Genomic DNA, 14,168 nt, shown 5'->3' with positions numbered 1-14,168 from the left:
ATACTATTTTACTAATCGGATCCCTGTATATTGCCATCTTAAATGTGGGTGGAAGAAATTTCTATAACTGATGCGTGAATGATTTTCTGGCGTGGCAATTGATGCACCGCGAAGCACTTTCTGGTTAACCATAAACTTTCCATTGTACTCACCAATGGCACCCAGTGCTTTACTAAAACCAGGATATGGCAAATAGGCACTTTCGGTCCACTCCCATCGTTCGCCCCAGTTAAAGTGTTTGGCTGCTATTTCCCATTCAAATTCAGTGGGTAAACGCATGCCTTTCCAGCTTGCAAAAGCATAAGCCTCATAATAGCTGATGTGGCTTACCGGTGCGGTTAAATCAATAGGTAAAAGGCCAGCTAAAGTATAATTAAACCATTTTCCGTCTATTAAGTGCCAGTACATGGGTGCACTAATGTTATTGTTTTTCACCCAATCCCATCCTTCAGCATGCCAGAAATTAAAATTTTCATAACCGCCTGCACTAATGAATTCGATAAATTCTGCATTACTCACCAATATTTTACTGATTGAAAAATCGTGCAGGTAAATCTTATGCCTGTTTAATTCATTATCAAAGCTGAAATCCTTTCCATCATAACCGATCTCATAAATTCCTTCTGAAATTTGGATAAAGCCTGATTCCTTTTCACTTACGGTTAAAATTTCCTTTTGGTTTTTCGAATAGGTTGGAAAAAGTGGGTTGTTTCCTAAAATGTATTTAATATCGGTAAGTAAAAGTTCCTGGTGCTGCTGCTCGTGGTTAAAACCCAAAATCAGCAGTTCTTCTACTTCATCTTTTAGCGTCGTGGCCAAGAATTTCACCATGGCTTCATCTACATAAGCCCTGTACTGGTAAATCTCATTTACACTGGGTCGACTTAAATTACCACGATCTGTCCGGATTACGCGGTTACCAACCGTTTCATAATAACTATTAAAAACGAAATTATACTCATCGTTATATACCTGATAATTAACAGAAAACGGCTTTAATATAAAGGTTTCATAGAACCAGGTGGTATGTCCCAAATGCCACTTCGGTGGACTTACATCCACAATTGGTTGTACGACATAATCTTCTGTTTGCAAGGGTTCGCAAATTTGTTCAGAGTATTTCCTGATCTGCAAGTATTCTTCTACCAGTGTCATTAATTTTTATCTAGATAGTTTTTAAGATCTGTGATGGTATTAACATTCAGATCTTTTGATTGTTTTTGCAGCATCATTAAAGCATAAGAATTATTAAAACCTATAGGTTTAAGCCATTTGATCTTAAACTTTTTCTCAAATTCGGTGCAGACATAATCATAAGTTTTATCTTTATCGTGCGCCATTTCCTTCGCAATTTTTGGATCCGGTTGCAACAAAACCAATAAACCTGTCCCTGTATATTCTGGATAAAAATCGATCTGATCATTCATCAGTGCATCAAAACAGATTTTTGTTCCACCAAGTCCTGTTTTGGTAGACACTTCATAATCTGTATTTCCTTTAATCAACATGCTGTACATTTCAGCCAGAATATATTGCTCACCAAAAATCTTTGAGCCTATCCTCACGACACCGTTATGTCCGTTTTTTGGCGCTTTATACAAACCAGTACTGATGAGGAAATCCTTTGCTACACGTTCCGGTGTCTGGTGCAAATAATCGGTTCTGTAATTAAGATCGGTCATTACTGAATCAGTAATTTTACCAGCAAGTAAATTCAAAGTTTCTGCTAACTGGGGAAATTGCTTCAATGCTTCATCCCGAACAATGGGTGCAGCATAATACGGCGGAAAAATACTTTTATCGTCTCTTAAAATCTTTAGATCAAAGGCTTTCAAACGACCATCGGTAGAATAACCGCTAATCACATCCAATTCTTTTGAAAAAGCGGCCTTGTACATTACCGCATCACTGATTACAATGGTATGTATTTTTAAGCCATAGATAGATTTCAATCCAAGATCCCCGTCTTGTCTGCCCATAAATTCAGGCGTAAATCCGGCGGTTAAGCTAGAACCATAAGCCGATGGAAGTGCATAAAAGCCACCTAAAATTAAAATCGCAACGGGCAAAACGTACAATGCTTTTCTCAGCTTTTTAAAATCCATTTTCTGTACCAGGGAAAGTAAAGCATCGAGAATAATGGCCAACAAAGCTGCAGGAATAGCCCCAGCTAAGATCATGTTGGTATTGTTGAGTGAAATACCCCCAAAAATAAACTCCCCTAATCCACCCGCAGCAATAAAAGAGGCCAATGTGGCTACGCCTACATTGATGACTGTTGCAGTACGGATACCCGCCAAAATAACGGGCATAGCCAATGGCAACTCAACCTTTAGCAAAATCTGACTTTTGCTCATGCCCATTGCCCTGGCAGCTTCTTTAACATGCTGATTGATGCCAATAATGCCCGTATAGGTATTGCGGATAATCGGTAACAAAGCATAAATGAGCAGTGCCACAATTGCAGGTTTTGCACCAATCCCTAAAATGGGGATCATAAATCCCAATAAGGCAATACTCGGAACCGTTTGCAATACGCCGGCAATCCCTAAAACTGTTCCGGAAAGTTTTCTTTTTCTGGCAATCAATATACCAAGTGGTAAGCCAATGGCGATGGCAAAAAGTAGGGAAATAAAGGTTAAACCAACATGTTGAAGGGTTTGAGCAAACAATTTATCAGATTGCTCATGCATAAACTGCCATAAAGTTTGCTGATGCTCATTCATGTACCTGCGCGTTTTGAAATTGGTTAAATCCTTTGATTAACTGTTCGAAATTAATGGCTTTGCTTTCTTTATCGGTACCAGAAACAAGAAGTTCGCTCCGATCAGAACTCCGCAACAATTCCATCGCATCCCATACATTCAAATCAGCAGACAGGCTTTTTCCATCTTGTAGTGCCCCTTTAGGTAAATAAGGCCAAATATCTTGTATTTTAACTACTTTAAATTCGAGGGCTAACCTTTGTCCGGCTAAAAATTTCCTTGCAAAATCATTTACCGGTTGGTAAAGTAATTCTTTTGGTGTTCCAATCTGGATGATTTTCCCCTTATCCATTAAGCAGATGCGATCTGCCAATTCAAAAGCTTCCTGAACATCATGCGTAACCATTACAATGGTTTTCCTTTTTAGTTCTTCTAATCCCTTAAATTCTTTTTGGATACTGGTTCGGGTAACGTTGTCTAAAGCGCCAAAAGGTTCGTCCATTAACAATACAGAAGGGTCTGTAACCAAAGCACGGGCAAGGCCTACCCGCTGCTGTTGCCCGCCACTTAACTCATGTGGAAACATCGACAGACTATTTTCAGAAAGGTGGAGTTTTTTGATCAGCTCCCGCGTTCGGACTTTAATTTTTTCCTTATCCCATTTTAAAAGCTTCGGCACAACAGCAATATTCTCAGCGACGGTATAGTGTGGAAAAAGCCCAATGTTCTGCATCACATAACCAATTCCCGTTCGTAAAACATCAGGATCTTGATTGGTTATATTTTCGCCATTGATAAAAACCTGGCCTGCATCTGGCTCAATTAACCGGTTGATCATTTTTAGCGTGGTGGTTTTACCACAGCCACTTGTGCCCAACAATACCAGCGTTTCCTTTTCTTCTACCTTAAAAGAGGCTTTATTTACCGCTAAGGTATCTCCAAATTTCTTACTTATCTCTTTTAATTGGATCATACTTAGTTATCGATTTTCATAAATAGATTATTTAACGATTCGGAATAAGTAGGGTGTGCAAATACACAATATCTGATCCTATCGTAAGTAATCCCGCCTTCCATCGCCATTTGAAGAACAGACATGATTTCTCCACCTTCTGAGGATAGGATAGCAGCTCCCAGTATCTTTTTACTATCAGCATCTACAATTGCTTTCATCAGCCCTAAAGTTTCGTTTGTTTCAATACCACGCGCAACATTCGACATCGGTAGAACGGCAACTTTATAATTCAATTTCTTTTCTTTTGCTTCTTTTTCAGAAATACCTATCCGCCCCAGTTGAGGGTCGGTAAACATGCAATATGGCACCGGCCGATCGTGAATAGCATAATTTGTATCCTCCATTAGGTTCCTGTAAACAATGGTATAATCGTTATAAGCAATATGTGTAAATGAAGGACCACCTTTTACATCACCCAATGCATAAATCCCTTTAATATTGGTTTCGAGTTTTTCATTAACAAGGATATGCCCTTTGTTATCCAATTTTACGACACAGTTTTCAAGGGCTAAATCTGCAGTCTGAGGCGTACGGCCTGCGGCTACCAACACATGGCTCGCAGTTATTTCTTTTTTGATTTTCCCAGACTCCAGCATAATGCTAATCTGTTTTTTATCCTGCGCTATTTTCTTGATTTTAACATCAGTGATCAGTTCGATGTTTTCGTCGGTTAAAATTTCAGTGAGTGCTGATGAGATATCCTGATCTTCTCTCGCTAATATGCCTGATGATTTTTCCAAAACGGTTACTTTACTACCAAATCGATTAAACATTTGCCCAAACTCAAGCCCGATGTAATTTCCGCCAATAACCACCAGGTGTTCTGGAACAGTTTTAAGATCTAAAATTGTTGTCGATGTAAGATAATTAATTTCATCTAATCCTTCAATATCCGGTATGGTAGTTTTTGCACCAGTGTTGATAAAAATCCATTCGGCGGTTACTTTTTCTTCACCGCCATCGTTGAGTGCAATAGACAGTTCTTTTTCACTACTAAATCTGGCCGTTCCAAATATAAGCTCAAGTCCTTTGGTATTTTTAAGGCCTTTTTCAGATGATGACCTGAACTGGTTTACGATATCGTCTTTCCGTTGCTTTATCTTTCTAAAATCAATTTTGATCGCTCCAACTTCTACGCCCAATTCAGTTGCTCTTCTGGCTTGATATATTGCCCTTGCGGAAGCGATCATTGCTTTTGTTGGTGTACAACCATCATTAATACATGTGCCGCCAACATATCTTTTTTCAACAATCGCTGTTTTTTTGCCTGCTTCGGCAAGCCTTTTGGCCAAAGGAGTTCCTGCCTGCCCTGCACCTATGATTATTGCGTCGTAGTGTTTCATCGATCTCCAGATTAAGAGAATTTGTTTTATCCTGAAGGATATAACCTAAATACTAGTCCAATGTTTGGTCAATATTAATTTATACTATGCCCAATTGAGACATTACAAGTTCGAATAAAAAAGTTACAAACTATATTCCAAAATCGACGTTAGATAATTGTAGACATTTAATTGACAAACATAAACCGCAGCCTTATATGCAAACTCAAACAACAGAAAACACGAACCTTACCGTTTTTATCTAGGATGATTCTTCAATTGAAGATAAAAGAGACATTTTATTGAATGGTTTATTGGATGACCTAAATAACGAGACCGAATCTTTTAATTAATAACCATTATCCACTATTTTCTAAACTAAAGCCTGACCATTAAGAAATAAAGAAAGTTAAGATTATTTTGGATTTAAAGTGTGCTGTGAGACATGAACCTTGTATTTCTTAATGCCCTTAATCTCTTAATGATGGAGAAAGTACCTGGCATTAAATACTAATATGACTAAAAACGAAAAGGGCAAACAAATTCATGTTTACCCCTTTCAATCTAAATTAACGCTCTCGCGACAAAAGTATAAATTCTTCTTAGACCTGTATGTAACAAATTTATTTACATTAAAGTTAATGTAAAATGATCTGTGCACGGCGAAGGTTATCTGTAGTCTGCAAAATTTTATCCCTTAATTTTGGGTTGTAATTAGGATGTGATTTTAAGAAATCCTGTACAACTGCATTGGCTTCTTTGTTATTATAACTCGAGAATATAGCAGCTAGCCACGATTGCGGAAAAAATATATCTCCTGTTTTCTGTATTTCTTCCAATAATTCTAAGCTTTCTTTGAGATAATGGATAGAACTTGTTTGCCTGATGGGATGATGCAGGTAAGATAAAGCTGTAGTTACCCAGGCCTCTTTCTGTCGGTTTTTCCGGTCTTTTAAGCCGTTAAAAAAATTATCTCTTTCCATAACATCTAAAGATAAGGCAGGCGTTAAATAAATAAGCCGGTTTTTACGATCTTCGTTTTTGGTACGTGCCAACTGATCTTTTAAGATCGTATTTGCAGTATCTGTTTTAAGGGCTAGCGTTAAAGCTAACGCGCTATAATCATCTTCTAACAATTTAATTCCACTTGGTGCGGTTTGTTTGAGCCAGATATTATACATGCGTTTTCCGGCATCCGCACTCAGGTATACATTTTGATAAGCATTGAACAAAATCTTCCTGTTATTTTGCGTTTGCTGTTGCTCCATTGCATTCCATATTGTTTTCTCCATACTTTCATACATCGCATTCCGTGCTTCAGCAGTAAGAAAAGTCCAGTAAATATTGGTTAGGTATCCCGTAATCAGCCTGAGGTTCATCTCGTTTTTCTCAACCGATAATCCTTGTAAAAACACAGCCAAAAGTTCTTTAGGCTTAGTGCTTTTGCCCGAAAGCATATTTTCGTAGGCATTGATATAGGCTGATGCCCGTTCTAACGGATCAACAAGATCATAAAGATTTGCCATCATCTCTTTATCAATCGGAAAAAGGCCATATCCCGCACCGTTTGCATTAAATAAAATATACTGTGGTTTTGGAAGACCTTTTGCTTCAATTAAATCTGCTTTAGCAAGCTGAGCATTTACAACCAAAATCTTACTCGCTGCTGGGTAAACCAGCTTAACCGTAAAAGATTGCGGCCATACCCGTGGCTGCCCCATCTCACTGCTTTGGTTTAAGCTTAAATCGCTTATTTTATCTCCGTTGTATTTAATATCGTAACTAAAAACTGGTCTGCCAGGTTCATTTACCCAAACTTTGTTCCAACTATGGAGATCACTTTTGCTGTATTTACTTAAAATGGCAATCAAATCATTCCATGTAGCGTTGCTATAACTGTACTTTTTCAGATACTCCCTTATACCCTGTTGAAAATTCTGTTTTCCCATCAATAATTCCAATTGACGCATCATAATTGGTGCTTTATGGTAAATTATATTTCCATACATCGATCCAGCCTCTTGTAAATTATCCAATTGCTGGCGAATGGGATTGGCGCCCAGTGTTCTATCTACCCCGTAAGCTGCCGGATAATGGTCTTGTAAAAACTTAAGGTCGAAAGTACTTTTACCCATTAACTTTTCAGTTACCTTATCGGCCATAAAATTGGCAAAAACCTCTTTCATCCAAACATCGTTAAACCATTTCATGGTTACCAGATCGCCAAACCACATGTGTGCGGTTTCATGCGAAATCAGGTTAGAACGCGAAATGAACTGATCTTTGGTTGCACCTTGATCTAAAAACAATGCTGATGCTTTATATTGTACCTCCCCAGGATGTTCCATACCGCCAAACTGGAAATCTGGAATACTAACAAAACCCACTTTTTGAAAAGGATATTTTATCGCTGTCCAGTCTTCCAAAAAATCGAGAGCATCACGATGTGCTAAAAAAACAGAATCTACGCTGAGCTTGATTTTGGCTGAATCAGTTTCGCGGTGCAAAAATTCCATTTTATTATTTTTCATTTCCCTATTTATCAAGGTGTATTTACCCGCAGTGAAGGAAAATAAATAAGTGGGTAATTTATCTGAATTATTGAAATGATAGGTAGTAGAACTCCCTTGCACAAATGAGTCTTTTTTATTCGCATTAGCCATTACTTGCCAATCAGTTGGAACGGTTAATGAAAGTAAAAATTTAGCTTTTAAATCGGGTTGATCAAAGCACGGGAATACCGTTCTGGCATGATCAGGAACAAAAAGCGCATACAAAAAGTCTTTGTTTCGGTTTAATGATTCGTTACCCGCAATAAATCCAATCTCGACATGGTTGGCACCTACTTTTAAATACTCCTGCTTTACTAGGATATGTTCTGTTTGAAAATCAATCGGTATCGTTTTGCCATTAACCGATACTCGCTTTATATGGTCCACATCCTGCTTAAAGTCGATCTGCAGATAAATCAACCTATTTAGCTTAAAATCAATATTTTCAGTTGATTGAATTGGCGCTGTTTGTTCTGTTGGAATGGTAAAGTGAAGCTTATATTGAATGTTACTTATGGCTGCACTTCTTGAACTTGCCAGTGCAAGAGAAACTCCGGGTTCAATGGCTACGGGACTAGTAACCTGTTGCGCAAAACAGGTAACACTTAATAGAAAGAAAAAGCAAAAGTATTTGGTAATCGTATTCATCGTATAAAGATTTATTCTCCTTTTATCATTTGTATTATGGTACCATAACTCATCCAAACCATAGTTAATACCACAGCTAAACCTGTTAAGGTTAACCAAAACGGTTGTTTGTAATTTGCAATAATTTTGGTTTTATAAGCGGCAATGAGCATAATACCTAATGCAATTGGTAAAATAAAACCATTAATGGCGCCTACGGTAAGCAGTATTTTAACGGGTTTACCGATAAGGATAAATATAATGCAGGATATGGTTATAAAGGCGATGATTATCTCTCTGTTAAACTTTAATATCAGTGGGTGAAAACTCTTAATAAATGAAATGGAGGTATACGCAGAGCCCACAACAGAAGAAATCCCCGCAGCCCATATTACCACACCAAAAATCTTATAACCGATTTCGCCGCTGGCCAATTTAAAAACCGAAGCAGCTGGATTGGATGGGTCTAAGGTAAAACCTTTACTTACCACCCCTAATGCTGCAATAAACAACAATAAGCGCATAATAGATGCCAATCCAATGGCACTTAATGCCCCTTTATTTACGGCACCTAAATTATGGATCCCAGTTTGCCTGGCATCCAATAAACGGTGAGCACCTGAAAAGGTGATATAACCACCCACTGTTCCACCAACTATGGTTAATACTGCCGTAAAACTAAACTGCGTAGGATTTACTGCCCTTAATGCAGCTTCTGCCAATGGTGGCGAACTGGTGTAAGCGATAATTAAGGCAAGTACAATTTTAATCAGCCCCATGGTTTTGGCAAAAACATCCATTGCCTTGCCAGCTTCCTTGTAAATAAAGATACCTATTGCCATAATTGCACTTATTACAGCACCCTGTCCTACACTAATGCCGAATAATACATTGAGTCCTAAGCCAGCGCCAGCAATATTACCAATATTAAAAGCCAAACCACCTAAAAAAACCAGGAATGAAATAAAGTATCCCAAACCTGGAAATACCTTATTGGCTATATCTTGAGCAGGTTTATCGGCAACAGCAATAATCCGCCAGATGTTTAACTGTGCAATGGCATCTAATATGATGGATAGCAATATCACAAACACAAAACTTGCGCCTAATTGCTGGGTAAAAACTGCGGTTTGTGTTAAAAACCCAGGGCCAATGGCTGATGAAGCCATTAAAAAAGCTGCCCCTAAAAGTACACTCCAATTGTATTTTGGCTTCATATTGCTGGAGCTTTAATTACGATACCTTCTTTTTGTAACCGTTCAGCTATTAATTTAGCAAAAGCAACAGCGTGTTCACCATCGCCATGCAAACAAACCGTTTCGGCTTTAACCGCGATGCGGTTTCCATTTATACTATTTACTTCCTGGTTTAAAGCAAATCCCAATACCTGATTGATGGCATCTTCTTCATTCGTAATTAAAGCATTGTCTGCTGACCGAGGGGTAAGTAAACCATCATCCTGATAACTACGATCGGCAAAAACTTCTGATGCGGTTACAATCCCCTTTTTTTCAGCTTCATCGATCATCTTACTTCCTGCTAAAGCATATAAGATCAGACCAGGGTCGAAATCGTAAACGGCCTGTACAATGGCTTTTGCCAAAGCGGTATCCTTTGCAGCCATATTATACAATGCGCCATGTGCTTTAACATGATGCAATTTACTACCTGCAGCTTTGACAAAACCGCTTAATGCACCCATTTGATATAAAGTAAGCTGATAAGCCTCATTTGGGGTAATCTTCATTTCTCTACGACCAAAGCCCTGCAGATCGGGCAAACCAGGGTGCGCACCAATGGCCACTCCTTTTTTTAAGGCTAAAGCTACAGTTTGCTGCATTACAGCCGGATCGCCGGCATGGAAACCACAGGCAATATTTGCCGATGAAATATAATCCATCAGTTTTTCATCATTGGGCATGGTATAATTCCCAAATGCTTCTCCCATGTCGCAATTAAGATCGATTATTTTCATGTTTTAATATATTTAAGGCCTATTGCCATGGTAATCAACGATAAATCGTGTTCACGTTCAAGGTAAAGCGCTTCTGCCTCATCTCTCGAAATTTCGGAAAAATGAATGGTATCGCCAGGTTTTAACTGGGCACATAAAGGTAAATCGACCGCTGCAACGTGCGCGATACGCGGATACCCCCCTGTTGTTTGGCAGTCGGCCATGAGTATAATCAAATCGCCACTCCCAGTTACCTGGATAACCCCAGCTGTTACTGCGGTGCTGAGCAATTCTTTTTTAACCTTCTTTACCAATGGTTTTCCAGATAAATGATAGCCCATACGATTACTCCTTCTATCAATGGAATAAGAATTGGTTAAAAATGAAATAATGGATGTTGCGTCAAACCAGCTGATTTCATTGGCAAGTACAACTCTAATGCTTTGTCTATTCTCTGGCAGTAAACTTTCGCGCGAAATGCGCCAATTTGGATAGGTTAACGATCTTTCAATCAAATGATTCAATATTCCATCTGATACTTCGCTAAGTAAAGTACCGCTAACCAAAACATCTGCCTTTTGCAATGCCCTCCCCTTAAAGCCCCCAAAAGCAGCAGTAAGATAGGTACTTTTACTTTCCATTACATCAGGCACATCCCATCCACCCGCAATAGCCAAATAGGTACGCACCCCAATTGCATTATGGATCAGCTTTATAACGGACCCTGCCGGAAAAAACAATGGCTTTTCTGCAGGCATTAATTCATTATTGTAAACTAAGCTTGCACCATCGCCAGAATAAGAAATTAGAACAGGTGTTTCAGCTTTAAATGAAGCATCGGCATAGGTAAACTCAATGGTAGCATTATTATCATCGTTACCAACAGCTTTATTCGCTAATCGGTGGGCCAGCTCATCCATGGCGCCCGAAACAGGTACAGCTTGCGAAAGAAATCGGTATCGTCCCATATCCTGAATGGTACTTAATAAACCTGGCTTAATGATGCTGATTTTCATACTCATATTTCAGCATAAGCATTAAACTCCTTTATACCAATGGCTTTAAAAGTAACTATATCGCCTCCCTTTAAAAGTGATGGTTGTAAGCGGTTTACATCAAATATCTTTAATGGCGTTTTTCCAATAATCTGCCATCCGCCAGGTGTTTCCATAGGATAAATGCCCGTTTGAGTGCCTGCAATACCTACAGATCCGGTGGGTATTTTAGCATTGGGAACCTCTTTTCTAGGGGTTGATAATCGGGTATCCATTCCGCCCATATAGGCGAAACCCGGCACAAAGCCGATCATGAAAACAGTATATTGCCCGGCAGTATGTATATCAATTACCTCAGTTTCGCTAAGCTTGTTTGTGCGAGCTACCGTTGAAAGATCCTGTCCGAAATCGCCACCATAACATACAGGAATAATCAGTTTATCAGGTATTTTGCTTGATTTTTCTCTTTTTGTTTGAGCAATTTTATTTAAATGTGCTGATACCTTTTCGAAACAAACCTGCCCCGGAAGACCTGATAACATCACACTTAAGGGATCAAAAAAAACAGTTAATGTAGTATAAGCCGGAACTGTGGTTATTAAACCAGAAAAAGGGTTTTGCAACAACAATTGATTAAAATCGGTGATCAGGGCCAGCAAATGGTGATCGATTGCCGTTCCGAATCCTATAGTAACCGATTTTTCGCTCAGCCCATAAATTTTTAAGGGGGTATCTGTTTCAAAATACCCTACCTGCTCAGTCATACAAAAACAGTAAGATTTAATAATAAGTGTTCTTTATAAAACGGGCCTAACAACTAAACTGCTGCTATAAAAATGACTATATAATATCAAAATCACAAGTTTTGTGAATAATCGTAGCTAATTATGCGTAAAAAAAGTAAAGAAGGTATTTTTAAATGGCTATAGGGTTCGCATGCTTTTATCAAAAAAAGCTCAACAAGATTAGTGATTTACGCTCAACCAAAAAGATCGCTGCTCAGGTAGCGGTCTCCCCGATCGCAGGCGATAAAAACAATGGTTCCTTTATCTAGTTCATTAGCAAGCTTCAAAGCAGCTGCACAGGCACCACCAGAGCTCATGCCAGCGAATAAACCTTCTTCTTTTGCCATTCTTCTCGACATTAAGGTTGCCTCGTCCTGTGCGATATCCATTACCCTATCTACCCGTAGTGGATCGAAAATCTTAGGTAAATACTCCTCAGGCCAACGCCTGATACCCGGAATAGAAGAACCTTCAGTAGGTTGACAGCCTACAATCTGAATATTATTATCTTTTTCCTTAAAAAATCGGGAGCAGCCCATAATGGTCCCCGTTGTTCCCATAGAACTTACAAAATGCGTAATCTGCCCCTCCGTATCTCTCCATATTTCTGGTCCGGTTGTTTTATAATGAGCCAGGTAATTATCAGGGTTTGCAAATTGATTTAATAAAAAATATCCATTTGAAACGCCTTTTTCTTCTGCATAATCCCTGCATTCTTCTATACTTTCTAGTAGGGTTACTTTTGCACCAAAGGCCTCCATAGTTACCTTACGTTCGCGCGTAGAATTGGCTGGCATAACCAATTCAATTTCTAAATTATATAAACTTGCAATCATAGCCAATGCAATTCCGGTATTACCACTTGTGGCCTCTACCAGTTTAGTTCCAGGAGCTATATCGCCACGTTCTATCGCACTTCTGATCATATTGAGCGACGCTCTGTCTTTAACACTACCGCCTGGATTGTTTCCCTCTAATTTGGCAAATACCCTTACCGCTGGGTTAATATTCAGCTTCTGAAGTTCAGCCATTGGCGTATTTCCGATCAGATCGATTATTCCTGCCATATTTTTATATATTAATTGGTTTCTTTATGGTTTCTAATGGTAATTATTGGAGAATGATAAGCCGTAGAAAAAGCTGGGATACTTTCAGTAAGCCACACATTCCCCCCGATGATGCTATCGTGCCCAATGGTGGTTTCGCCGCCCAGTATGGTTGCCCCAGAATAGATTACTACCCTATCTTCTACTGTTGGATGGCGTTTGCTACCTGCTAATGTTTTTTTAACACTCAAAGCGCCAAGTGTTACCCCTTGATAAAGTTTCACGTAACGGCCTATTGTACTGGTTTCGCCAATAACAATCCCAGTTCCATGATCAATATGGAAGTATTCGCCAATACTGGCTGCCGGATGGATATCGATACCTGTTTTAGAATGGGCATATTCGGTAAGAATTCTTGGAACCAGCGGTATACCGAAATTATAAAGCATATGGGCAATTCTGTAGAAACAGATGGCATAAAAACCGGGATAGGTTCTAATTACCTCAAACCTGCTCTGTGCAGCCGGATCGCCTTCATAAATGGCGACTATATCGGTGTTCAATACACGGTAAAGCGCTGGAAGTTCTTCAAAAAACTGACCTGCTGCATTTTTACATTCGCTATTTTTAAGCTTACAACTGGCTGATATGATATCATAAAGTTCAAGTTCTAAAACAGCAACATATTCCTTTACTTCTATAATTGTTGAAAATACTTTAGAAGAATTTTCAGGAAAAAGCACTTGAATTAGCTTTTCTGCCCAATGGGATATCACTTCATTGGGTGGAATATTTGGTTGCTCAAGAGGATTCTTAATAATTTGTTCAAAAAAATGGTCTTCCATAACTGGTGGTCATACCTGCCCGATCTGCTCATCGACTAGGTATATAGATTTAATCGCTAAATGTAAGTTTTGTTTTTTTAAACCAAAACAACTGGCGCATTTTTATGATAAAAATTGCTCGGCAATAACAATAAAATTCATGAATATACCTTTTAACCTGAGTTCGATAATTATTTGCTGAAAATTATATCTTATTTACGCCTAATCCCGCTTTATCGTCCTGCTGAATTTATTTCAGCATCTTTTTAGCGTGAAAGACCCTGAAATAAATTCAGGGTGACGACCGTCTTAACAGAAAACTTGATTAAAACGCCACAAAATG

The 14,168-nt window shown here is 38.8% G+C and carries 11 protein-coding genes; all 11 read right to left on the bottom strand.

Annotated elements, in window-relative coordinates:
* Positions 1-3: 3 nt before the first annotated feature.
* On the bottom strand, positions 4-1,155 hold the full coding sequence (gene egtB / locus AW17_RS10045; RefSeq protein WP_029276021.1) for an ergothioneine biosynthesis protein EgtB: 1,152 nt from the start codon (positions 1,153-1,155) through the stop codon (positions 4-6).
* Positions 1,155-2,726, bottom strand: a complete 1,572-nt coding sequence (locus AW17_RS10040) for an ABC transporter permease/substrate-binding protein (protein ID WP_029276019.1) — start codon at positions 2,724-2,726, stop codon at positions 1,155-1,157. Before AW17_RS10040 ends, egtB begins: the two co-directional genes overlap by 1 nt.
* Entirely contained in the window at positions 2,719-3,678 is a 960-nt protein-coding gene (locus AW17_RS10035; RefSeq protein ID WP_029276017.1) for an ABC transporter ATP-binding protein, read from the bottom strand. The genes AW17_RS10040 and AW17_RS10035 overlap by 8 nt, the downstream gene beginning before the upstream one ends.
* Before the next feature lie 2 nt (positions 3,679-3,680).
* On the bottom strand, positions 3,681-5,063 hold the full coding sequence (locus AW17_RS10030) for a mercuric reductase (protein ID WP_029276015.1): 1,383 nt from the start codon (positions 5,061-5,063) through the stop codon (positions 3,681-3,683).
* 617 nt (positions 5,064-5,680) lie between these two features.
* Positions 5,681-8,242: a M1 family aminopeptidase gene (locus tag AW17_RS10025; protein ID WP_029276014.1), complete on the bottom strand. Its 2,562-nt coding sequence runs from the start codon at positions 8,240-8,242 to the stop codon at positions 5,681-5,683.
* An 11-nt stretch (positions 8,243-8,253) separates the two neighbouring features.
* Complete coding sequence (locus AW17_RS10020; protein ID WP_029276012.1) at positions 8,254-9,438, bottom strand: NRAMP family divalent metal transporter; 1,185 nt, start codon at positions 9,436-9,438, stop codon at positions 8,254-8,256.
* Positions 9,435-10,196, bottom strand: a complete 762-nt coding sequence (locus tag AW17_RS10015) for a 5-oxoprolinase subunit PxpA (RefSeq protein ID WP_029276010.1) — start codon at positions 10,194-10,196, stop codon at positions 9,435-9,437. The genes AW17_RS10020 and AW17_RS10015 overlap by 4 nt, the downstream gene beginning before the upstream one ends.
* Entirely contained in the window at positions 10,193-11,197 is a 1,005-nt protein-coding gene (locus tag AW17_RS10010; protein ID WP_029276007.1) for a 5-oxoprolinase subunit C family protein, read from the bottom strand. The genes AW17_RS10015 and AW17_RS10010 overlap by 4 nt, the downstream gene beginning before the upstream one ends.
* Positions 11,194-11,934 (bottom strand): 5-oxoprolinase subunit PxpB, encoded by a 741-nt coding sequence (pxpB, locus tag AW17_RS10005; RefSeq protein WP_029276005.1) that lies wholly within the window; start codon positions 11,932-11,934, stop codon positions 11,194-11,196. The genes AW17_RS10010 and pxpB overlap by 4 nt, the downstream gene beginning before the upstream one ends.
* A 215-nt stretch (positions 11,935-12,149) precedes the next feature.
* Positions 12,150-13,022, bottom strand: a complete 873-nt coding sequence (gene cysM / locus AW17_RS10000) for a cysteine synthase CysM (protein ID WP_029276003.1) — start codon at positions 13,020-13,022, stop codon at positions 12,150-12,152.
* Positions 13,023-13,033: 11 nt separating this feature from the next.
* Entirely contained in the window at positions 13,034-13,846 is an 813-nt protein-coding gene (epsC, locus tag AW17_RS09995; protein ID WP_029276001.1) for a serine O-acetyltransferase EpsC, read from the bottom strand.
* Positions 13,847-14,168: the final 322 nt, after the last annotated feature.

It is taken from the genome of Pedobacter borealis DSM 19626, assembly GCF_000708285.2.
Classification (GTDB): domain Bacteria; phylum Bacteroidota; class Bacteroidia; order Sphingobacteriales; family Sphingobacteriaceae; genus Pedobacter; species Pedobacter borealis.
This window is presented reverse-complemented; position numbering and strand designations above follow the sequence as displayed.